24 protein-coding genes are annotated in these 23,094 nt (G+C 42.7%); 10 read left to right on the top strand and 14 right to left on the bottom strand.

Annotation, left to right across the window (positions count from 1 at the left end):
* The 6 genes from ruvA to C0582_01245 form a co-directional block, all read right to left on the bottom strand.
* Complete coding sequence (gene ruvA / locus C0582_01220; GenBank protein ID PLX30156.1) at positions 1-609, bottom strand: Holliday junction branch migration protein RuvA; 609 nt, start codon at positions 607-609, stop codon at positions 1-3.
* Positions 609-1,097: a crossover junction endodeoxyribonuclease RuvC gene (locus tag C0582_01225; protein PLX30285.1), complete on the bottom strand. Its 489-nt coding sequence runs from the start codon at positions 1,095-1,097 to the stop codon at positions 609-611. The genes ruvA and C0582_01225 overlap by 1 nt, the downstream gene beginning before the upstream one ends.
* 8 nt (positions 1,098-1,105) lie before the next feature.
* Complete coding sequence (locus C0582_01230; GenBank protein PLX30157.1) at positions 1,106-1,852, bottom strand: YebC/PmpR family DNA-binding transcriptional regulator; 747 nt, start codon at positions 1,850-1,852, stop codon at positions 1,106-1,108.
* A 199-nt stretch (positions 1,853-2,051) separates the two neighbouring features.
* Positions 2,052-2,765 (bottom strand): hypothetical protein, encoded by a 714-nt coding sequence (locus C0582_01235; GenBank protein PLX30158.1) that lies wholly within the window; start codon positions 2,763-2,765, stop codon positions 2,052-2,054.
* Between the two features lie 123 nt (positions 2,766-2,888).
* Entirely contained in the window at positions 2,889-3,041 is a 153-nt protein-coding gene (locus C0582_01240; protein ID PLX30159.1) for a hypothetical protein, read from the bottom strand.
* A complete protein-coding gene (locus C0582_01245) occupies positions 3,025-3,678 on the bottom strand; it encodes a hypothetical protein (protein ID PLX30160.1) in 654 nt (217 codons plus the stop codon). Before C0582_01245 ends, C0582_01240 begins: the two co-directional genes overlap by 17 nt.
* A gap of 277 nt (positions 3,679-3,955) precedes the next feature.
* On the opposite strand from C0582_01245, the gene C0582_01250 reads away from it, so the two are divergent.
* The 4 genes from C0582_01250 (at position 3,956) to C0582_01265 (ending at position 7,816) form a co-directional block, all read left to right on the top strand.
* Positions 3,956-5,278 carry a hypothetical protein gene (locus C0582_01250; protein PLX30161.1) on the top strand — a complete coding sequence of 441 codons (1,323 nt, stop codon included), beginning with the start codon at positions 3,956-3,958 and terminating at the stop codon, positions 5,276-5,278.
* Positions 5,279-5,450: 172 nt separating this feature from the next.
* Positions 5,451-5,864, top strand: coding sequence for a hypothetical protein (locus C0582_01255; protein PLX30162.1), 414 nt, complete (start codon positions 5,451-5,453; stop codon positions 5,862-5,864).
* 1 nt (position 5,865) lies between these two features.
* Positions 5,866-6,993 carry a hypothetical protein gene (locus tag C0582_01260; protein PLX30163.1) on the top strand — a complete coding sequence of 376 codons (1,128 nt, stop codon included), beginning with the start codon at positions 5,866-5,868 and terminating at the stop codon, positions 6,991-6,993.
* Between the two features lie 52 nt (positions 6,994-7,045).
* On the top strand, positions 7,046-7,816 hold the full coding sequence (locus C0582_01265; protein ID PLX30164.1) for a hypothetical protein: 771 nt from the start codon (positions 7,046-7,048) through the stop codon (positions 7,814-7,816).
* Here the strand turns inward: C0582_01265 and C0582_01270 are convergent.
* Positions 7,813-9,126 carry a short-chain fatty acid transporter gene (locus C0582_01270; GenBank protein PLX30165.1) on the bottom strand — a complete coding sequence of 438 codons (1,314 nt, stop codon included), beginning with the start codon at positions 9,124-9,126 and terminating at the stop codon, positions 7,813-7,815. The two genes, C0582_01265 and C0582_01270, sit on opposite strands and share 4 nt — an antisense overlap.
* Before the next feature lie 238 nt (positions 9,127-9,364).
* On the opposite strand from C0582_01270, the gene C0582_01275 reads away from it, so the two are divergent.
* The 5 genes from C0582_01275 (at position 9,365) to C0582_01295 (ending at position 14,225) form a co-directional block, all read left to right on the top strand.
* Positions 9,365-10,534, top strand: a complete 1,170-nt coding sequence (locus C0582_01275; GenBank protein ID PLX30166.1) for a hypothetical protein — start codon at positions 9,365-9,367, stop codon at positions 10,532-10,534.
* Positions 10,535-10,551: 17 nt separating this feature from the next.
* A complete protein-coding gene (locus C0582_01280) occupies positions 10,552-11,001 on the top strand; it encodes a 23S rRNA (pseudouridine(1915)-N(3))-methyltransferase RlmH (protein ID PLX30167.1) in 450 nt (149 codons plus the stop codon).
* Between the two features lie 94 nt (positions 11,002-11,095).
* Positions 11,096-11,839, top strand: a complete 744-nt coding sequence (locus C0582_01285; GenBank protein PLX30168.1) for a hypothetical protein — start codon at positions 11,096-11,098, stop codon at positions 11,837-11,839.
* 52 nt (positions 11,840-11,891) lie between these two features.
* Positions 11,892-12,806 (top strand): hypothetical protein, encoded by a 915-nt coding sequence (locus tag C0582_01290; protein ID PLX30169.1) that lies wholly within the window; start codon positions 11,892-11,894, stop codon positions 12,804-12,806.
* A 48-nt stretch (positions 12,807-12,854) separates the two neighbouring features.
* On the top strand, positions 12,855-14,225 hold the full coding sequence (locus C0582_01295; protein ID PLX30170.1) for a hypothetical protein: 1,371 nt from the start codon (positions 12,855-12,857) through the stop codon (positions 14,223-14,225).
* On the opposite strand, the gene C0582_01300 is transcribed toward C0582_01295, so the two are convergent.
* From C0582_01300 to pgsA, 3 genes are read right to left on the bottom strand one after another with little or no spacing between them, the layout of a single operon-like run.
* Positions 14,212-15,063, bottom strand: a complete 852-nt coding sequence (locus C0582_01300) for an oxygen-dependent coproporphyrinogen oxidase (protein ID PLX30171.1) — start codon at positions 15,061-15,063, stop codon at positions 14,212-14,214. The two genes, C0582_01295 and C0582_01300, sit on opposite strands and share 14 nt — an antisense overlap.
* A gap of 1 nt (position 15,064) precedes the next feature.
* Entirely contained in the window at positions 15,065-15,520 is a 456-nt protein-coding gene (locus tag C0582_01305) for an rRNA methyltransferase (protein PLX30172.1), read from the bottom strand.
* 2 nt (positions 15,521-15,522) lie between these two features.
* A complete protein-coding gene (gene pgsA / locus C0582_01310; protein PLX30173.1) occupies positions 15,523-16,116 on the bottom strand; it encodes a CDP-diacylglycerol--glycerol-3-phosphate 3-phosphatidyltransferase in 594 nt (197 codons plus the stop codon).
* A gap of 80 nt (positions 16,117-16,196) precedes the next feature.
* Here pgsA and C0582_01315 point away from each other — a divergent pair, with 80 nt between their 5' ends.
* Positions 16,197-16,733, top strand: a complete 537-nt coding sequence (locus C0582_01315; protein PLX30174.1) for a hypothetical protein — start codon at positions 16,197-16,199, stop codon at positions 16,731-16,733.
* 165 nt (positions 16,734-16,898) lie between these two features.
* Here the strand turns inward: C0582_01315 and C0582_01320 are convergent, their stop codons facing one another.
* The 4 genes from C0582_01320 to rpoC all read right to left on the bottom strand — a co-directional run bounded on the left by C0582_01320 (position 16,899) and on the right by rpoC (position 23,079).
* Complete coding sequence (locus tag C0582_01320; protein PLX30175.1) at positions 16,899-17,306, bottom strand: hypothetical protein; 408 nt, start codon at positions 17,304-17,306, stop codon at positions 16,899-16,901.
* Positions 17,303-17,743 (bottom strand): hypothetical protein, encoded by a 441-nt coding sequence (locus tag C0582_01325; GenBank protein ID PLX30176.1) that lies wholly within the window; start codon positions 17,741-17,743, stop codon positions 17,303-17,305. Before C0582_01325 ends, C0582_01320 begins: the two co-directional genes overlap by 4 nt.
* Positions 17,743-18,570, bottom strand: coding sequence for a hypothetical protein (locus C0582_01330; protein ID PLX30177.1), 828 nt, complete (start codon positions 18,568-18,570; stop codon positions 17,743-17,745). The genes C0582_01325 and C0582_01330 overlap by 1 nt, the downstream gene beginning before the upstream one ends.
* A 309-nt stretch (positions 18,571-18,879) precedes the next feature.
* Entirely contained in the window at positions 18,880-23,079 is a 4,200-nt protein-coding gene (gene rpoC / locus C0582_01335; protein PLX30178.1) for a DNA-directed RNA polymerase subunit beta', read from the bottom strand.
* Positions 23,080-23,094: the final 15 nt, after the last annotated feature.

Raw genomic sequence — 23,094 nt, forward strand, 5'->3', positions numbered from 1 at the left:
TTATCCTAATTGACTCAGGTGTTTAAGAGCTAATGTTATCACTTGGTCAATGGTAAGATCAGTGTTTTGATCCGCAATTTTTTTGAGGATTTGATTGACCTGATGGCTTTTATAACCCAGGGCGATCAGCGCGTGTTGAGCATCGACATAGGCGGCTGTTTTAGGATCCGTTGATCCTACCTCCGTGTAAATGGGGAGGGAAGATAATTTGCTCACTTTATCTTTGAGTTCCCGGGTGATCCGTTGAGCAAGCTTTGGACCAACCCCACTTGCTTGTGTAAGAGGGGTATGATCTTGGATCTGAATGGCTGAAAGAATGGCGGTCGTGCCAAGAGAGCTAATGAGAGCTAAGGCCATTTTACCCCCAACCCCTTGAACATTCAGGAGAAGTTCAAAAATGTTTTTATCAATTTCTTGGTCAAAGCCATATAAAACAATATAATCCTGTTTAAAAAGAGTCAGAATTTCTAGAGTGAGAGGTCCAGAAGCCACCATTGCTCGTTCAATGGTGGGGCGTGTGGCCCATACTAAATATCCAACTCCTTGAACATTGATGATGAGATGATTTTCAGTGCCGCGAACAAATAGACCCGTTAATTGAGCAATCATTATGAATTTAATATTTTATGAGATGATATATGATGCTGGTGGGTAATAGCAACAGCAAGTGCATCGGCGCTATGTTCATTCAAGGATTGGCGCACGCCTAAAATGATTTGGACCATGTGATTAATTTGATCCTTGGTTGCATGGCCAGCCCCGACAACGCTTTTTTTGATTTGATTGGGAGAATACTGCACGCACGCAATTTTATGGATGCCTGGACAGCTGAATGCCACACCGCGGGCCATTCCAAGCTTTAGAGCAGAGGCGGGGTTTTTATTGACAAATGTATCTTCAATGGCAGCAGAGTCAGGCTGGTATTCAAATAAAACAGCCATCAATTCATTATGAATCTGAGCCAGACGATCCGATATCGGCGCTGAAGGTTTGGGTTTGATAACGCCAGCTGCCAGGAATTGGTTTGCTGAAGAAGTAGTTTCTATAACTCCCCATCCTGTGTGAACCAAGCCAGGGTCAATGCCAAGTATGCGCATGCCAATTTTCACTCAGTATTGGTGGGGTCTGCTTCTGGCAAGCGGACGTTACAGAATACTTTTTGGACATCATCATTATCTTCAAGCAAAGAAATTAGATTTTGCAGCAACTCCAACTGGTCATTGTCCACCTCAATATATATCTGTGGTTGCCAGATCAATTCTAATGAATGGGGTTCAACAGCGACTGCTTTCTGAAGGCTTTCGGCTGTTTTGTGGACCTCGGTTGGATCTGTGAAAACTTGGTGAAGATCGTCCTGTGTTGAAACATCAAGAGCGCCATTTTTAAGAGCTTCTTCAAAAAGGGTGTCAAATTCAAGGGTTTCTGCTTTAAAGGTGATCAGGCCGTGGTGGTTAAACTGAAAGCTAACGCTATTCGTTTCGCCTAAACTGCCGTCATTTTTATTAAAAATTGTCCGCAACTCTGAAGCAGTTCGATTCCGATTATCAGACAAGGCTTCAACAATAAGCGCGCTGCTAGCTGGGCCATATCCTTCGTAGCGAACCTCTTGATAGTTGGTGGTATCTTCACCACTGGACCCTTTTTTAATGGCCCGTTCCATGGTGTCTTTTGGCATGTTGGCTGCTCGGGCTGTGGCAATGGCGGCTCTAAGGCGTGGGTTAGCGCTTGGATTTGGAGTTGATTTTGCTGCAACGGTCAGCTCACGAATGATCTTGGTGAAAACTTTGGCTCTTTTTTTGTCTTGAGTCCCTTTGCGGTGCATAATGTTTTTAAACTGCGAATGTCCAGCCATTGTCCAATCAGGATTTGTTACGGTGTCAATTTATCCCTTAAAGGTGCCCCCGTCAAATAATTCGAGAGATGATATTTTGGGTTAGCCCACGACTAATAAAGATTTTATTATGCAGATAAATCCATAGATAGTGATGCGTTCTGTATCAGAGTTTAAGAGTTTGCTTTTCTATAGAGCCGGGCCAATCAAAGAAGCCACATTATAATTGAGCCAAAGTATCCAGCGCGTAGGTGGAAATTTTTCGCTCATTAACTAAAGCCTTCTCCAGGTTTTGACCTGCATAAGGACCAATTAAAGACTCTTTATCAACTGTCTGAAGTAAAGTAATGGCATGCCGTTCATAATCTTGAGCAACCTGATATAAAACAGCTGTCTCCATATCAAAACTTTCTTTTATATCTTTGCGTCTTTTAAGATTAGATAATATTTTCTGAATGCGGGCCTGTCGTTCTGGAGAGTAGATTTTGGGATTGCGTAAGGCGTGGTAATTTTCCAAGTGGTGACATATTCTTTCTTCAACCTTCAGATTATGAAATTTCACATTTGTTTTAAACGCATTTAATAACTTCTTAGAAGCTGGGATTGCCTCAGCCCATTTTTCAGGCGCGACACCACTTGCATGGCTGTATCCCACCAAATTGTCACTTTCATTCACAAGCTTAACAACATCAAATTCATATTGCTGAGGGGATTTTACGTCGTCTGAACCGAACCGTACAATGTATACCGCACCAGCTACATATAGTTCTGTAAACACCAGTCCTGAGCCGCTTCCAACTGGTGCATTCACAATAAACATAGGCCTGTTTTCATAGGTGCCAATATAAACATTAGTACCCCAGGAAGTTTTATGAAGGGTGGCGTTTTTTAATAAATCTTTAAGGCGATGAACACGTTCAACATTGGAGCACACAATGCCCCTGTCAGGAACATGAACTTTTATAAATAAATTATCCTTAAAATTAACTTTTATTTGCGGGTCAGATTTAATAAATGATGTTGTTAAAGAAAGGAGTAACAGAAAAAAAAATTATAATTATTCATTGATTGCCTCTATGTTTAATCTGTAAGCAAGTTCTGATTTACAAGTAACGCCAAATTTTAAGTTTAATTGCGAAATGTAGGATTCAACTGTTCGGGGGCTAATGTTTAGCTCACTAGCAATTCGCTTATTAGAAAATCCTCTCATAACAAAAAAATAGACATTGATTTTGCTTTTCTGTGAGCTCAATACTTAGAATTTGGCCGCAGTTGAGGTGCTTATAAGCATACCTGTTTTTAAGTTTTGGCAAAGATAAGTCAGTCTTTATAAATTTTTGATGATTGCAATCTTCTTCCATTTCGAGAACTATCTTGCCTATAAGTTGATTCGCTATATTCTTATATTTATTCAAGTTCCCTATATAATCATTTAAAATTTCTGAATTACTCGGCTCTGCACTAAAGCACCAAAAGTCGACAAAGTTTTTTGATCGTTTAAAATGAAGAAGAAAATGCCAAAGGTTATTCTCCACTAATAGATTTTGATGGGGGCCTTCAGGCTGATTCGTTAAAAACTTAAATTTTTCTTCGCCAAGCTCTAAATCATTTATTACTTCTTGATAAAGCTCTGTGTCATTGTAAAATTCATTTTCAAAATAGGTGCGTAGCCAGTTAGGCTGATCTGCGAGACGAAAAGATTGTTTATCAAACATCCTAATGAATGCGAAATGATTAATGCCAAAACCTTTGAGAGGGCTTGTTAAATCCCTCATAAAGTCAGATTTTGCAGAGTTATAAAAATAAGGCTCTAGTTGCATTTTGTTTGCACAAACCTCCAAATACATCATTTAAAAAAGCTTTGCTCTAATTGTATATCATAAATAAACTTTAGAGTATTAAAAACTAAGAATACCTTTATATATTATTAAAAAGTACTTAAAAAATTGTTATAAATTATATAATGAGAAGGTTATCAATCAAGCGTTTAAGAAGTATGGATCTTTGATGAAAGGGCTTGAACAAGAGGTCTTTAAACTAGGTCCGCTATCTTAAAGTTATTTTAGACTATTTTTTTAACCTAAGAGCTGTGCTAAGTTAATGCTACTAGCAGGTATAGAAAACATGGCTTCCAGGCATTTAGCACCTTTTTTTGCGCTCCTCATTTCCATGAATTCATTATTTATGCCTAGTAAATCTTATGCGATGAATGGCACCACAACAGCGGAAGCAAGTGCCGATGGATCAGAAAATTTTTTAACGGGTGAGTTTGGGGTTTATCTTGCAACGTTTGCAGCGTTAATAACCGCGAAGATTGTTGATGAAGGGCGAAAAATCGTTAGTCAAAAAGACTTTGCTCGTAATTTAGGTATGAAGATTGTTGAATTTGGACGTGGAATAAAATTTGCTTGTCGCAGGGCTGCTCAAATCAAACAAATGCTTTCGGATCAAATGACGCAGGACATGCGTCGCATTCTAGAAACGGCAATGAACCAGGGGCTTAAAAGGCAGGCTTATGACGGAGATCAATCGAAAAAGTTTACCCCCGGTTATTTTGGGGCAGACAATGAGTTTTTTGCGTGGCAAAACGTCTTCCCTTCAACGTTAGTAAAAGATGAAAAAGCCCCCGGCCTCCTTATTTATAGTCCAGCTGATCCCGGTGATTTTGTGGGAGAAGAGGAGCTTACGCCGGTTGACGATAGAGAGATAAATGCTCAACATCAGGGAATTATTAGGCAATTATTAAACCAAATTCTGCCTCCTGAGGATAAAAAAAGCCCTTTACTCAAGAGCTCACTTGAAATCCTTGGACGTGTTTTCACGTCTGGTGCCTTCAGGGTTGCTTCATATTATGGAGAGGATGAGAGAAAAACAAAAGGCCTTAAAAAAGTTCCTAACGGTGTTCAGGTTCTTCGTATTTTGAATCCTTCTGATCGCGAAGGCTATTATATTGATCTTCTAGGAACGCTTATTTATTTCCCAGATTTAGGTCAAAGAACAATGGATAAGGTGGATATTTTGCAACCATTGTTATCTAAGCCAGCTAGTGTGACTGTGACAGAATGGAAAAAAACCTTACCCAGCAGAATTAAGTGGTTTTTGAAAGCAAAACGAAGTTATTTTTTGTCGGGGAGTCGTAAAATTGAACAAAGAAAATTTACGGGTCCAATTACTTATCGTTACTCAGAAAGGGAAAGTGAAACCCTTGTTGATAAACCACAAGCTAGATCTCAAATCAACCTTGAGAATGAGATTCAGAAACTTGAGCAACAGCGCTGGGAACTCGAGATAACAAAGCGTGAAGAAATGGCAAGGATTCATGAGATGCATAGGATTAAGTTGGAAGCTTTGAAAAGAGAGCTTGATCAAAGACAGTCCCAGGACAGATCATTGGTACAGAACAACTACTCCCGTTGGGCTGGAAAGGGCAAGGCCGATAAGTCCTGAGAGTATTTTGAATCCACGTGGAAGATTTCATGTCTCTCGCTCTTTTGAAAGACATTCACATGAAAGACAAGGATGCTCGCTGGCCCGATCCATTTCACCACCAATAGTTGTCCGGACAATGACTGAGGATTCGTCCATGTTATCAAGAAGGAACTCAAGATCTCTTTCAGATATGCGCTTGCAGACAGCTTATGGCTATTATCCAAGAATGGCTCGTCAAGAGACATCAGCAGCAATGCCTCAGATGTGCAAGCCTTCGCGTCGGCAAGCTGAGGCAATGCCTATGACAGCAGCAATGCAGCATGATTGGTCGCCATCTTCAGATCGCTTTTGCGAACAAATGTTGGATGAAGAAATTGCTTATGCAAGCCGTGAAGCGGTAGCTTGTCGGCAGAGCAGTCAACAGGCAGCTGAAATGGCTCGAGAATCACGGGGTGTGGCGGAAGAAAGACCTTGTTCTCCAGGCTATTCAGATATTGACTTTTCTGATGAGGAGCCTGAAGACTATCCTCTTGGAAATACAGGCAGTTCTAGATTGGCAGATGAAGAGCGGTTAACTTCTGTACTAGTTACTTGGGAGCTATAGAGTGAAAAAAATAATCTTCACGTTTTTGGGTGTTTTAACTGTAACATATGCTCGCGTAGATATGATGAGTGATGCAGAAATTTTGGCATCAGCCAATGACTGCACAAGAGCAGTTAGCTCAATAAAGACTTCACTCTCATCAGACCCTTTCTGTGAAAAAGAGCGCGCTGCTCAATCTGCTTTGGCTTCTGATAAAGATTTGGATCCAGAGATTGTCGGTTTATCGCTCTCAAAGGTTCGGAAATATGGGGAATATGCCAAGATGGCCTATATCCAGCCCAGAGAAGATGGCAGTCATCTGGAAAAAATGAAAGTTTATCTCGAGCCAGGAGACAAGGTTTATTACTTTGCAACTGAAGTTGAAAATTCTGGGATGATCATTGAACATGAAAATGGCGATATCACTGTTGTTTACAAGGGATCAAGTAGCGCTAATAACTGGGCTTCAGATTTTTGGGCTAATTTTGCTTATGATAAAAATACAGGGTTTCGGGTTCATAATGGCATTATGAAAGGATTTTACCGCACCAAAGATAAAGTCTTTAATATCCTGGATGAAATTGCACAATCCCGACAGTCATCATTAGAAGAACTCCTTGAAAAAGTCACCATCACTGGGCATAGCCTTGGCGGCGGGCTTACTCAACTTTTGCAGGGATATATTCTCTCTCAGTATAATCTTAAAACCAAGGCTGTTAGTTTTGCGGCTCCCCGAGTTTATGACATTGCAACGGCCGAGCTTCTAGACCAGGAATTACAGGGACATCACCTCAATGTTTCTCAAGCCGGGGATCCCGTCCCATTGATTGCTTTTCAGACGCTTGGGTTCCAACATTACGGTACCCATCTCTCTCTGCCCCACATGTGGGATAAGCCTCATTTGATGACAAATTATTTAAAAGCATTAGAGATGTTAGAACAAGAAAGAGAATATCAAGGTTTTTGGCGTCTCTACCATTACCAGCAAGGAACGGGAGATATGTGGACGCCTTATTACTACCGCGGTAAGTATGTGGATCCTTATCTTCACACATCCCTCAAGTGGCTAAAAGATGGCGCGCTTTACGGTTTTTCATCTGGATATGACTTCTTTGCAGCTTTTTGGGCCGTGAAGCAGCCTTCATATTGATTTAAGAGTGCATTATCAGGTAAGTTAACTGCGAACAATCAATGCAGTATTCATGGCCTTTCAGAAAAAAAACAACACGCCGATCTTTATCCTTAAACAAGCTTTTATGAGCCTGGTCCAAAACCACAAGCAGATTTTTTATATGACAGCTTTACCTTTGTTTTTCATCGGTTTAAGTCGGCTACTTCAAGTGGCTTTCCCAGCGCTCAGCAACCCTGTGTTTAGTTTTTTTACCCTGCTTGATTATATTTTTCAGGTGGTCTTTGCTGTTGAATGGATCCGCTTTTTATCCACGAGACGCCGGCATAAAACCATTTTAATTCCCCAGCCCAATCGTCGATATTTCACGTATGGTGTGCTTTCCTTAGGTTTATTTTTTATGAACAGCCTTCTTATGTCAGTGCTCTCTTCGGTCTTAGGAATGCTCGCTGGTGGGGGCGTTTATGGTTTGTTGGGGCTGGCCATTGTCATGAAAATTTCTTACTTGTTTTTATTTGCGCGGCTCTCACCGGCCTTTGTTGGGGCAGCTAATGATAAACCAGAAAATATTCCTTTTGCATGGCCAAAAACCCAGGCGTATTGGTCCAAGCTTTTAGGATACTTGCTGTTGGTTCAGCTGATCGTGATCCTGTTGAATATGATCGTTGTGAGTCTGATGATTTTGCCTCAGCTATCGGCACAAAAACTGGAAATTTTAAGGAAAAATCCGCTGGATCTTATTAAGATGATGCGGGCTGGCTTTTGGTTTCTTCAGGTTTTTGCCTATATAGGCCTTGCCCTTGAGGTGTATGGCATATGGTTCTTTAACAAGAAAAAGATTTAAAAGATCAAAAACACACTGATCAGAACAATGCCAGACGTGATCAAATAGAAAAGACAATAGCTCATAATATCCCGCAGGTGGAGGCCTGCAACGGCAAGCACGGGGAGTGCCCAAAAGGGTTGAAGCATATTGGTCCAGGCATCGCCCCAAGCAATTGCCATAGAGGTTTTGATAATATCCGCCCCTAAGTCATGTGCTGCTGGAATAACAATGGGGGCTTGAATGGCCCATTGTCCACCTCCAGAAGGCACAAAAAGATTTAAAATAGAGGCGCTGATAAACGTCAAAAACGCAAAGGAATCAGCGGTTGAAATTTCAACAAAAAAGTTTGAGATGATTTGTGCCAAACCAGATTCACGCATAATGCCCATGATCCCAGCATAAAAAGGAAACTGCAGCAAAATAGGGCCCACTTTTTTGGTGCCGGTATAAACGGCTTGGACAAAGCGTATGGGCTTTTGATGAAGGAAAAAAGCCAGCATCAAAAACATAAAGTTCACATGGTTGAGATCAAACGTAAAGCATCCCATCACGATTTTGTTGTAAATAAACAAAAAAGCAAGTCCGAAGGTGATGTAGGTGACCACGCGGCTCCGTTCAAGTTTGGCTGCGGGTGTGGTTGAGTGTTCAGCGCTGTCATCATACTCAGGCTCTTGAGGCACCTCGACGATTTTATATTTCTTAATGCTTCCTAAGAAATAGTTAGAAGCTAGAATGGCCAAATAAACACCAATCACCGCGGTAATATTCAGCCAATTAAACAATGTCTCTTGAATGGGCACAACGCGGCCAATCAGTTTTTCGGTGAAGTTCCCTGGGGTTGCCATCAGAAGGGGGATAGACCCTGAAAAGCCGCCATGCCATACCATAAATCCACTGTATGCTGTTGCAACCATTAAACGAAAATTAACATGCGGCATTACGGCAACTACTTTGCGGCAGAAAATCGCTGCCACAACCAGGCCAAATCCCCAGTTAAATAAACATCCAGTGAGTCCTAAAATTGACGTCACAACCACAGCCTGGCGTGAACTGGTTAACGATTGAGCTATTTTTGTTAAAAAGCGATCCACAGGCGGTGAGGAGGCGAGGGCATATCCCCCAATTAAGATCATCGCCATTTGCATGGTAAAAACACTCAGTTGCCAGAATTCATTACCCCAATAGACAACAAGCATGCCAGCCGACTTATCGGTGAGGCTAAGACCGAGGATAAAAATGGTAAATGTCAGAAGAAGTGCAACGATAAAAGGATCAGGGGTATAGCGTCGAAGCACTCTGTCGCATCCCTGCACAATAGCGTTAATCATAGCTTTTCATCCTATGGTGTTTGAGCAGCTGTAACCTGCCACAAAACTTTTTTGGGCGCAAGCTCCCAAATTTATTTTATCCAAACAGGAAGATTTTAATTATATATTTATTTATTATATAGTAATTATTTTTATAAATATAATAATAATTAATTTAGTTTGACAGTAATAACTGCCAGCGACATTTCATTGATCTAAGAGGCATGTGCGGGCTATAGTAATTACTAATGGAGGCACAATGATAAAACTAACTTTTACGTCCCTTATTTTTTTTATCATATTCACGAGTCATGTATCTGGTCAAATCGCCCAGCAAACCGGTCCTGGAAATTTAATTTATGGTCGAATCCAGCTTGATCCTAAATCTTGTCAGAGTGGTGCAGCGTCTTCGGCTATGAAAGTTCTTTATCAAATGTTGATGATTCCAGGGTTTGAAAAGGGCAAAGATCCTTTAGGTCGGTTTCGCAAGTGTATGAATATCGTTAAAAGAGAGGCCAATAAGTTCAATGCCATAATCGACACTCAACCACATAAGTTAGGCCAGTACCTTAAAGAGCTTGATGTCATGTTGCTCTCAAAAACGTCTGATTCCAGTATTGCCGGGCCCCTCATTGCAACCTTATCAGGATATGTTGCGGATAATCAGCCAAAGGCACCAGCGTCGCGCAAGAAATATTCTTTTCAAATCAAGACAAAGAGCGGTGTCCATACTGTTTATCTCCCAGAGGCCATTGCTTTATTTCAAGCAATATATCGTGTCGATCCAATAAAAGGAAAAATCCAACTAAAGAAGGCAGGCCTGATCAAAGGCATTATGAAGCAGTGGCTTGAATCGTTGCCGCAACGCACGGACATCTCAAAAAAAGAGATGAACCGCAGCCTCAATTACTATACACCTGCGCGGATGATTGAAAAAATTTATGAGCAAGCTCGAGCAAATACCAGGGGGAATCAAAGGTATGAAACCTCTCTTGACGATGAGGGCTATGAAAACGAAGACAGTGACGATGAGGGCTATGAAAACGAAGACAGTGACGATGAGGGCTATGAAACTGAAGATAATGAGGAAGAGGAAGAGAGTGTTGAGAATAAAACGATCGCTTCAACAAAGGCTGTTAACTATAACCCCAGTCAACCAGAAGAGTCTTGGCTGAAGTCCGGTTTTATGCGCCTTCGGAATATTAAAAGAACGGGAGATGGCCAATGGATTTTAACGGGAGAGCAAAAACTTGATGTTTTGAATTCATACAAAAATTTTATTAAGTCTATTTGCCTGCCACTTTACAAAGAAGAGAGTAGTGTATGCATCCATTATGTACAAAAAAGAATATTTGCTTCACGCACTTACAGTCCCAATACCAAAAATTATTTAATCAAAGCGCTCCAACGATATGTTCCGCGTTTGTAGTATGATATCTTCCTGTCATGACGATTCGTATTTACGCCATTAACAAATTAAAAAACGGCCCTGAGCAGCAACTTTTTAAAGCCTATCTTGATCGTATGACGTGGCCTGTTAAGATCAATGAGATTCAAGTCAAGCAAGGTGCGCCGTCAAAATCTCAAGAATCGCAGCAAATTTTGAAGGCTCTTAAGCCCGACGACTGCCTAATTCTCCTTGATGAAACCGGTAAAAACCTCTCAACGCATGAACTTTTATCGCTTATAACAGAGATTCAAACGCAAAAAAATAAAGTGCCGGCTTTTGCAATCGGTGGGGCAGAGGGACATTCAGATGAGATCAGAGCAAAGGCCAGCTATGCCATTGCATTTGGTCAGCAAACGTGGCCCCATAAACTTGTCCGGGTGATGTTGATGGAACAGGTATATCGCTGTCAATCGCTTGCTCAAGGTCATCCATATCATAAATCATAAAAATGGCCCTTTAGGTATAAGCGGCTGCAACTTATGTCTTGCTGCGGTATGGGTTTTAAAGTAGGCTCATTGGTGTATTTAATGAGGTATATATATGTTTAAAAAACTTTCCATAATTCTTTCAGTTCTAAGTTTAATCATCGCGATTTGGGCTGCTTATCAGGTTAAGAAGAAGCCACAAACGATGACAGGTGAAGATACAAACGCAGTTTACATGGTTGAAGAAGCCTTGAATCAAAAGCCTGAATTGATTTTAACAGCTCTAGAGGTATACAAGCAACGTATGCAGCTCAAAGAAGACAAGGAAATGAAAGAGCAGGTTAGTAAAAACAAGGCAGATATCATCGATCACAAAGGAGATCCAGTTGGCGGAAACCCAGAGGGAGACGTCACAGTGGTCAATTTCTTTGATTATCGTTGTGGATACTGCCGAAAAGCCTACGGTATTTTGCACGAAGCTGTCAAAAACGATGGTAAGACCCGCATTATCTATAAAGAATTCCCAATTTTTGGGGGAGACATGATCATGTCTAAAGCGGCTCTGGCTGCCCAGAAGCAGGGGAAATATGAAGACATGCATCAGGCATTCATGACATCCACAGGTAATTTAACTTTGTCAGAGGTCAAGGAGATCGCCCGTCAACTGAATCTAGACGTTGAAAAGTTAGCGAGTGATATGAAATCTGAAGACATTGAAAAAGAAATCAAAGAAAACTTAGACCTGGGTCAAAAGTTAAAAATCACCGGCACACCAACCTTTATTGTTGGTGATGACGTTATCAGTGGGTTGATTGGAATTGATACCTTTGAAGAAAAAATTAAAAAGCAGCGTTCTTAAATAAGTCAAGCGCTCAAAGATCTACAAATATAAGGAGGGGGGTGTCTTTCGTTTGAAAGATGCTCTCTTTTTTTTTAAACGCTTAACAAAAGATGATATAAATATGCCTTCTTCTTCAAATAGAGCAGCGGTTCCTTGGCTTTTGGCTTGGAGCGGTGTTTATGCCTTAGCCATTGCCTATGCTAAAGACTTGGATCCCGCCGTTGATAATTCAGTGATCGTTTTCTTCAGATCAATGTTTGGTTTTTTATTTTTGATGCCATCTCTTGTGAAATCTGGACTTCTTAAAACGTTGAGGCCTAAAAAACCAGGATTGATGCTCTTAAGGTCAGGATTGATGATGTTTGCCATATGGGCCACTCTCCGGGCATACAGATCTTTGGACCTTTCGGTTGCAACGTCCATCGGCTTCACTCAGTCCATTATCACAACCACTTTTGCGGGCTGGTTCTTAAGTGAAAGGGTTTCAATGAAAAGGTGGATTGTTGTTGGGGTTGGATACTGTGGTGTTTTATTTTTTACAGATTTTTCGTCTAATGTGCAGTTTCAAATGAATATTCTTGTTGCTTTAGGCGCGAATATTGCAGCCAGTTTAGCGATTATCGTCACCAAAAAACTAACTGACTTTGAACAAACCATGACCATCATCGCTGTGCCCCTATTCTTAATCATGCTTTTTACCGGGGTGGTTAACACCATCAATGGGTGGAAAATTCCATCAATGATGATCTTGCTTCAAATTTCTATTATAGCCGGGGCCTTTACTTTTACCCAATACGCCTATGTCAGAGGGCTAAAATACTGTGAAGCAAGTTTTGCGGCGCCTTTTGAATATCTAAAACTGATTTTAGCGGTCCCCATTGGATACTTATATTTTCATGAAATTCTGTCGATGAATAAAGTCATTGGGTCTGTCATTATTATTGCGAGTAATTTATACCTCTTAAGAAACAATAATAAATCTTGAAAAAATACGGTTTTTAAGCCACTATCCAAGCCAATGTTTTAGAATTCTATGAACTATCGTCTGCCCGAGCTCATTGGTTTTTTTGCCACGCTTTTGATTGCTTTTATTCTTTACAATCAACAATCCCGCACACTCTTTTCTGCCGTCCCCACCCCTGAGATTGAACGTGAGTCAGCATCGGTTCCCGCCAATTTGGATCAAGATGCGATCATGACTGAAGACGAAACCACCGAGGAAGTAACCAAGGAAAGTTCTGAATTCACAGCGGTCGATACCGTTGTCAATATCCATCACGTTAAGTCAGGGGATACGCTTTACAGATTTTTTATCAGAGCGGTTAAAACAATTGAAGATGTCCAACGCATCATTCACCTTTTGAATAAAAACAAGGTGTTGAAAAAATTCAAAGCAGGCACAGAGTTTAAAATTATTTCAACCAAGTCAGGGGTAAAGGCAGGTCAGGTTCAACAGATCATTTTCTATGTTGATAAAACCAAGGTCATGCTGTTCAGAGACTCTCTCACAAACGAGCTCAACCTTGAGAAAAAACCATTGATTTCAATCAAGCGACTTTATGAAGGGGTTGTGAACAACAGTCTTTATTATGCCGCCCAAAAATTAGGAATTCCAGATCTTATTACGCATCAATTCGCGCGTTTGCTCAGTCATAAAGTTGATTTCCAGCGTTCTATTAAAGAAGGGGATGCCTTTACGATTTTTGCTGAAATCTTCATTGATCCCGATACCGATAAAATTGTCCCAGGTCGGTTCTATTATGGGTCTATCATTCTCAAAGAAGGGAAAAAAGATCTGTATCGCTATCAAAATGAGCAGGGTGACATCCATTATTTCAGCTCAAATGCCCAAGCAGCAACGCGGTCGCTGCTCAAGACGCCGGTGCCGGGGGCGCCGATTTCAAGTCGGTATGGAATGCGCAAGCACCCGATTTTAGGGTATTCTAAAATGCATCAAGGCATTGATTTTGCCGCGCCTCGTGGAACCCGCGTTTTGGCAGCAGGGGATGGCGTTGTTCAAAAAGCCCAATTCAATGGAGGCTACGGGAACTATATTGTTGTTAAACATTCACCAAGCATTAAAACGGCGTATGCTCATCTTATGCGTTTTGCTAAAGGAGTCCGGAGTGGCACAAAGGTGAAGCAAGGCCAGGTCATTGGTTTTGTTGGTACAACCGGGCGTAGCACCGGGCCGCATTTGCATTATGAAATCCATCTGAATAATAAAAAAGTGAATCCAAATACGGTGAAGCTCCCAACCACCAAACAGCTCTCGGCCCAAGAAATCAATCGCTTTCAAAAACAGCGTCAAAGCATTGATAAAATGATGGCAGTCGCGCAAAAGTGTGATCAAACTTATATCGTTGCCGATCAAAATGCGGGCCAATGCGTTAAGGCCAGCTAACGTCTGGTGGCAACGACATCAAGATGGCATCAACATTCCCGTTGGTTTTAAGCCCAAAAAGCGTGCCGCGATCATACAGCAGATTAAACTCAACGTATCGTCCTCTTTTCTCTCTCAGCTTTTGCCGATCTTGGGGGGTCCACGGATGGTGCATACGTTTTTTAACGATTTCTAGATAAGCCGTTAAAAAAGCTGTGCCCACGTTTTGGGTGAATTGGAAATCGCTGTTCCAGCAGCCAGAGTTGACATAATCATAAAAAATGCCACCAACGCCTCGTGTCTCGCCGCCGATGGGGGAGATAAAAATACTCATCACACCAGCTTTAAAACGCGCATAATAACTTGGATCGGTGGCATCACAGGCTGCTTTCAGGTGATGGTGAAAAAGATCTGTGTCTTCTGCAAAAGCAAAGGTTGGTGTTAAGTCGGTACCACCACCAACCCATGATTTGCTTGTCACAATCAGCCGTGTATTCATGTGAACGGCCGGAACATAGGGATTTTTCATATGCGCGACCAACGAAATGCCACTGGCCCAAAAGGAGGGATCCTGCTCTGTTCCTGGAATGGTGCCGGCAAATTTTTCATCAAATGTACCATGCACCGTTGAAATGTTAACGCCGACTTTTTCAAACACTTGTCCCCGCATGAGGCCCATTTCACCGCCGCCGCCGCCCGGGCGGCTCCAAGGGGTAATGCTAAACTTACCTGGCGGGGTGTCGTCTGACTGAGTCTCGCCATAAGCCATTTCCACGTTTTCAAAGGCTACTGTGATACGATCCCGCAGCGTTTTGAACCATTTTTCAGCTGATTTTTTTTGGGAAGCGGTGGCTTTCATTCTAGTTTTCTCTCATCGGAAAGCGCCGTCTGAATTCGGCCATTAAGATGGCGCCCGCCGTTGCCACATTGAGGGATCGACCCTGGGGGCTCATGGGAATAGTGACGTGTTGATCCACAGCCGCGCAGACGTTGGGGTCAACGCCGGAAGATTCGCGGCCTAAAATAAAAACATCGTTTGAAAAAAAAGGGATTTGGGTATAACACGCATCGGTTTTGGTTGTGAGAAGGATCAACCGATGGCCCGGGTGATAGGCTTTTTGAAAGTCTGAGAAATCATCATGAAAAAGAATCTCAACTTTATCCAGGTAATCTAAAGAACTGTGTTTCAGTTGTTTTTTGCCAAAGGGAAAGCCACAGGGTTGGATGATATCAATACCAAAGTCAAAACAGGCAGCAGAGCGAATCATCGCGCCCACGTTATGAGCAATTTCCGGTTGGTATAACGCAAGTCTCATCTTTAAGCGCGGTCGATATTTTTGATAAACACACGGGTGTATTGGTAGGCTGACGCCAGAGAAAATGCCGTTGCCGCCAATAAAGTACCATTGACATAAAAGGAATCAAGGCCAGTGGGCATGATCAGCAAGGCAATGGAAACAAACTGTAAAACAGTTTTAAATTTACCACTTTGAGAAACCGGCACTTCTATTTTTAAGGACGCCAGTTGTTCTCTCAAACCAGAGATGAAAACCTCTCTTAAAACCAGCACAAAAATTAGTAAAGCTGATACAAAAGAGTCAACATGACCAGAAATCAGCAGGGATAAATAACAGAAAATCACTAAAAACTTATCAGCAATGGGGTCTAAAACGCGGCCAAAGAGGCTTTTTTCATTTCTTTTCCGGGCAAAATAGCCATCAAAATAATCGAGCGCGGCGGTGAAAACAAAAAGAAAAAAAGCCACCCAATTAAAAAAAGGAAGATGGGTTAGAATCAACACAACAATCACAGGGGTTAAGCCAAAGCGTAGAAGGGTTAGTTTATTTGCCAGCGTCATTTTTTGATTTTTCATATGGACTTCAGAATAGAGGGTGAACGGATCAGGGGTCAAGCTTTAAAACGGGTCTTTTTTTTATAGGGCTCGTTCTTGAAAAGTGTTAAAGTTATTTATGTGAAAAAGGGAGTTTTCAGATGAAGTGCATAGTTATTTTAGCCATGATGATGTATGTACCGGTATGCATGGCAACAAGCTGGTCAGGAAAAGTAAAAGAAACAAGCGAAACAGCGCATAAAAATCGCGTGAATCCCAACCAATTTACAGAAGATGATGAAACCTGTGCAAAGCTTAAGGTGTTGAATGCGGCCCACACCCAACATGAAAAAGAATCTTTTCACGAATCCATGGCTTTACTCGCTCTCCTCAGTAAAGAAGACATCAAAAAACGCGTTCGCTTTATTCCCAAAAATATCCTGAAGCAATTCTTGGGAGAGATGGAAAGCACCTATGTTTGGATGGACCGTGCGTCTAACCACAAAAACACCGACGAGGCCATGAGAAAACATCTGAAAAATACGATCTTACCTCGGGCAAAATATCTTGTGAATGCGATCTCTGAAACACTCAATGATTACAAAAGAGCCACGCAAGTCGATGAGCAAGGGAATCTTGTGAGCTCCAGCTTGCGTCGCCATAGTGGCTCTTCTGTTAAAGGTCCAGTAAAGTCTTAAACCATCATAAAGGTCTGCTGGTTTGGTAAAAATGTTGATCTGCGCCAAACCGGGTAAACAGACTATATTTCTCCAGCTCACCAGCTAGTTTATAGACTTCTTGGCCGTCCTCCCTTTTTTCTAAAAAGTTTTCCTGCACAAACCGCATCCAGTCTTCAACGGGTATCAGGTGGAAAGATTTATATTCCGTATGATCATGGATATTCTTCTCGGCAAATACAAAGCCTGATTGATAGCCGTCTGGTAACGGCGTTTGGCCGTCTTTTGCCACCTGTTGAAGATGTTGATAGACGTTTTTTTTAAGGGAACAATTGTCTCTTCTGGGGGGTTCTCTTTCCATTTAACAAGAAGCTCAGCAGCAGTTGACTTTTTCTCTTCATGACTCAGCTTTTCAAATTGATGATAAAAACTTGCAACAGGAAAGTGATGATCGGCATTTTGATTCATGATATCAATAGAAAATCGTAACTCTTTTTCAGAATAGCCACACTCAACTTCATACCAGCCAAAACAAGGGCCCCAACCACAATGGGTGAAGCCACCTTCAGCGGTTTGTTGAAAGCCGCCCGTCACCTCTCAAGCTTCGGCCCGTCTTTACCTTCCTTGGTCTCTTTTAAGGGCAGCTGCCCAAAAAACTCTTCCTTTAGCTCCCGTTCATAAACCTGGCGAACAGATCGATCTGAACCAGGATCAATGGCGCCGCTGATGGTGACTTTCAGTTGTCCTGAGCCAAATCGATCACCGCCAATAACAAATTTTTTATTGCTGTGGGGATCCTGATAGATACGCATCACGCTGATGCCAGGGTTGCTTTGGTAGGGCTGCCACTTTTGCGTTTCTTCTTGCAAGCGAAGGCCCTTAGCAAGAAGAGGATCCAAATCCCCATCCATGGTGGTTGCATGGGTCGTTTGGTGATGTGTTTTACAAAGATCTTGATAATCTTCGGGAATAGGTGGCATGGAAACACCTAGGTGTGCCAAAAACCATAAAATAAGGAACGTTTTTTTCATTATAGTTCTCCAGATGCAATAAGTTGTTGTTTGATCGCGTGCCAAAAATTGCTAAAGGCTTGAGCAGTTAATAGCTTGGTTGAAAGCCCGTGGGCATAGGTGAATTCAATCCCTAATACCTTCATTTCAGGGTCATGTTCTTTTAAGGCTAGCCCAATTTCTTGAATATTTTTCAAGCGGTCATCAATGATAATGAAGGTTTTAGGTTTGTAGTGCACCTGCTTTAAAAAGGCTCTTATCACATCTCCCTTGTTATGGGGGGCGCGGCCGCCATTGGCAAATAAAATGCCTTTATGAAATCTTGGAACGTGGCCATTGTATTCTATGATGTCTTCCAAAGAAAAAGAGGCCGGGCCAAACGTTTCAGAGAACTTGAATCCTAAAACATCCAATATGCGATAGCGCATATCTTCGATCGATCTGACACTGCCCAACGGGCCAACGATACTTGCGGTAAAGCCGATAACTTTAAATTTTTTCTGCTTCAGCGCCTCGATCGTTCTATAACTTGATTCATCCAAGGTGTGTTGACCTGCAAGCATAATGCCATGGGTAAACATTTTTTCAATTTGGAGGGGGGTTAGTCCTTGGGTTACCTGGTCAAAGATGTGTTTATGCTGTTGATAGTTTGGCAGATCCAGGGCAGGGTGATTGGCCATGGTCAATGTTAAATCAATATCAACGGCAATCAGTGTTGACTCAGGATCAAGATGTGCGGCATCAATGATGGAGTGAACCTCTTTAAAGTTCTTGGCGGTCACAATTTTTAGAGAGTCAGCGTGGCAATAGGTGGTAAATAGACAGATGAAAGTAATAATGGCTTTCATAAATAAGGCTCCTTTTTTTAAAATAGGTTAACAAATTTTAAAACGAGATATTTTAGAGAAAAAAAATTTTTTAAACTTGAAATTGATTTATTTAATTTTTCCTAAAATAGCCCCGAACAAAAAGACGAGATCATAACAAGACGCTCCCCGTCAAAACAGGGAGCATCTCATTCAGTATCACAGCTGGTATCAAACCCTTCCTGCATCGCATCTTTGCATAGAGCGCTTGATTGGAATCACAAAAAAGCAGATCAAGGTACTTCTTGATCTGCTCTGAAGGCATCAACAATGATAAGGCGAGGGTAAGTCTTATCCTTGTTGTTCTGCAGCTGCTACTTCTGCTGCTTGTTCAGCGTCCCTAGTAGCTTTACGGCTTGCTTCCAAGGCATCTTGCTCGGCAAGGGTCACGCGATCGCGCTCTGCAGATAACTGACGGTATTCGGCAATTTTGTGCCCCGTCCCAGCTGGAACCAATCGACCAATAATGATGTTTTCCTTCAAGCCAACCAGTTTATCCACTTTTCCTGATGAGGCCGCCTCGGTCAGTACCCGCGTTGTTTCCTGGAACGATGCCGCAGAAATGAATGACTTGGTCTGAAGGGACGCACGCGTAATACCTTGCAGCATTGGACGTGTTATCATCATCTTTTTCTTTTCAGCGATTAACTTCTTGTTGACCTGCTTAACATCAGTCACATCAAGGGTATCACCAACCAGGTAGGTTGAATCACCTGGCTCGATCACTTCATGTTTTTGAAGCATTTGGCGGGTGATCACTTCGATGTGTTTGTCATCGATGCGCACACCTTGCAGGCGATAAACCGATTGAATTTCTTGGACGATATAATCGGCCAATGCTTCAACCCCTAGAATTCTGAGGATGTCATGCGGAACCAGGCTTCCTTCTATCAGCATTTCGCCTTTTTTAACGTAGTCTCCTTCATGAACAACGATGTGACGACCTTTTGGAACCAGGTATTCAACAGGAGCACTGTCACTTTCTGTAACGATAATCAAGCGACGTTTGGCTTTGTAATCCTTCCCAAATTCTACCCGACCATCAATCTCAGCGATCATGGCAAAGTCCTTTGGCATCCGTGCTTCAAACAGTTCCACAACCCGTGGTAATCCGCCTGTAATATCCCGTGTTTTTGACGATTCTTTTGGAATACGTCCGATGATATCTCCAGGTTGGACACGTTGATTGTTCTCAACTGTTAAAATCGTATCAACCGGTAAGTAGTACTGGGCTTCCGCACCGTTGGCAAACTTGACGGGATTTCCCTTACTGTCTCGCAGAAGAATGCGTGGTTTTAAGTCAACGCCTTTGATTTGTTGGCGCCAGTCGACAACCAAACGGTTTGAAATACCTGTTTCTTCGTCGGTTACTTCACGCATGGAAGAGCCATCGATGAGGTCAACAAAATGAGCGGTTCCAGAAGCTTCTGAAATCACTGGAACCGTGAATGGGTCCCATTCAGCCAAGCGTTGTCCTTTTTTAACAACGTCTCCAGCTTTGACCAGAATTCTCGTTCCGTAACTCAGACGTCGACGGTACTTCTCACATTGGCGCTCATCAAGGATCAAGAGTTCCGTATGACGGTTCATGATTAAAAACTCACCATCTTTATTTTCAAGAATGGTTTCGTTTTTAAAGTCGATGGTTCCGTCGAACGGGCTTTCAAGAGAGGATTCCTCACCCGCACCTTGTGCCGCTCCCCCAATGTGGAACGTCCGCATGGTCAGCTGTGTTCCAGGCTCACCAATGGATTGAGCTGCAATAATCCCAACAGCTTCTCCAACGTTCACCGGTGTTCCACGGGCCAGGTCTCGACCATAACACGTCGCACACACGCCTTTTTCAGCTTCACACGTCAAGACAGAGCGAACGTGAACGGTATCAACGGGGCTCTTTTCAATCTTGTCTGCCAAGTCTTCGTCAATAAGCGTATTGCGTTTTGCCAGGCATGCGCCAGATACGTTGTCAATCACGTCTTCAGCAATGGTCCGACCCAGGATGCGCTCACCCAGAGGAACAACAATGTTACCGCCTTCCATAACGTCTGTAATGGTAATCGATCCTGTTGTGCCACAATCTTTTTCATGGATGACACTATCTTGCGCCACATCCACCAAACGACGGGTTAGGTACCCAGAGTTCGCCGTTTTCAACGCGGTATCCGATAGACCTTTCCGCGCCCCGTGGGTAGAGTTGAAGTATTCGGAAACCGTCAACCCTTCCTTAAAGTTTGAAATAACCGGGGTTTCAATAATTTCACCAGACGGCTTTGCCATCAACCCACGCATCCCTGCAAGCTGCTTCATTTGCGCCGGAGATCCCCGCGCGCCAGAGTCAGCCATCATAAATACAGAGTTAAATGCCGCCCCTTTTTTCAAAGATGAAATACCTAGCATCATGGCGTCAGAAACTTTCTCACCACACTGCGCCCACGCATCAACCACCTTGTTGTATTTCTCACCTTGGGTGATCAAACCATCTTGGTATTGTTGCTCATATTCATTCACTTTCGTGGATGTTTCAGCAATCAGCGCTTCTTTTTCAGAAGGAATAACCAAGTCATCTTTACCAAAGGAAATACCTGATTTCGTGAGTTGTTTGAATCCAAGATCCATCAACCGGTCACTGAAGATAACCGTTTGCTTCTGTCCACAGTGACGATACACAATGTCAATGATCGCACTCACTGCTTTAGAGTTAAGCGGTCGATTGATCAAAGAGAAGGGGAGAAGAGGATGCTTCGGCAGCAATTCAGCAATAATCATCCGGCCTGGGGTTGTATCAACCTTCATGGCAATTTTCTTGCCCTCGGCATCGATCGTCTCATAGCGGGCAATGATTTTGGTATGAGGGGTCACAACGCCTGCATCGAGTGCTGCTTGGATTTCTCCCATGCTGGCAAACATCGATCCTTCACCAGGCTCTTCTTCACGCTCAAGGGACAAGTAATAAATACCAAGAACGATATCTTTCGAGGGGTTAATGATCGGCTTACCGTTGGCAGGGTGCAAAATGTTGTTTGTTGACATGATCAACGTTCTGGCTTCAAGTTGCGCCTCAAGAGACAAGGGCACGTGAACAGCCATGTTGTCACCGTCGAAGTCAGCGTTAAACGCCGCACAAACAAGCGGGTGCAGTTGAATGGCTTTTCCTTCAATCAACAGCGGTTCAAAGGCCTGAATCCCCAAGCGGTGAAGAGTCGGCGCCCGGTTTAAAAGAACGGGGTGCTGATGAATTACTTCTTCCAAGATATCCCAAACTTCAGGTCGCTCTTTTTCAACCATTCGTTTCGCAGCCTTGATCGTGGTTGCGTAGCCGTATTTTTCCAGCTTTGAATAGATAAACGGTTTGAACAGCTCTAGCGCCATTTTCTTAGGCAAACCACATTGATGAAGCTTAAGTTCTGGACCCACAACGATAACGGACCGTCCAGAGTAATCAACACGTTTACCCAAAAGGTTCTGACGGAAACGCCCTTGTTTTCCTTTCAGCATATCAGAAAGAGATTTTAAAGGACGTTTCGTTGTGCCTGTAATCACCCGGCCACGACGACCATTATCAAACAGGGCATCAACTGCCTCTTGCAGCATCCGCTTTTCATTGCGGACAATGATATCGGGGGCATTAAGCTCCATCAATCGCTTCAAACGATTGTTTCGGTTAATCACCCGGCGGTATAAATCGTTCAGATCTGATGTTGCAAAACGGCCGCCATCAAGAGGAACAAGCGGTCTCAACTCTGGCGGAATCACAGGCAGAACGGTTAGAATCATCCATTCCGGCTTACAGCCAGATTGAATGAAGTTTTCAATTAATGTTAGGCGTTTTTGAAGTTTTTTACGTTTGGCTTCTGATCCAGTGGCTTCAAAATCTTCACGGGTTTTTTCACGCTCTTCTTCAAGGTCGATGCGTTTTAAAACCTTAAGAACGGCTTCTGCTCCCATGGCTGCTTCAAAGGCCTCATCGCCGTATTCGTCTTGGGCATCAACGAATTCATCTTCCGTTAACAGCTGGTGTTTGGTCAGGGGGGTTAAGCCTGGTTCGATGACAATATAGTTTTCAAAGTAAAGGACCTTTTCCAAATCTTTCAGCATCAAGTCCATTAACATCCCGATACGGCTTGGCAGGGATTTTAGGAACCAAATGTGGGCAACCGGTGCTGCTAAATCAATGTGGGCCATACGATCACGACGGACTTTTGCCAGGGTCACCTCAACGCCACATTTTTCACAGACAACGCCTCTAAACTTCATGCGTTTGTATTTACCACACAAACACTCATAGTCTTTGACGGGACCAAAGATCCGCGCACAGAACAAGCCATCCTTTTCAGGCTTGAAAGTACGGTAGTTAATGGTTTCAGGCTTTTTTACCTCACCAAACGACCAAGAGCGAATACGCTCCGGGCTGGCAATCGAAATTTTAATTTCGTCAAAGCTCTGAGGGTTGACCAATTGACCTTGTGATTTTTGTAAAGCATGTGTGTTCATTCTTATTCCCTAAAC

This window comes from Alphaproteobacteria bacterium, from assembly GCA_002869105.1.
Taxonomy (GTDB): domain Bacteria; phylum Pseudomonadota; class Alphaproteobacteria; order UBA7879; family UBA7879; genus UBA7879.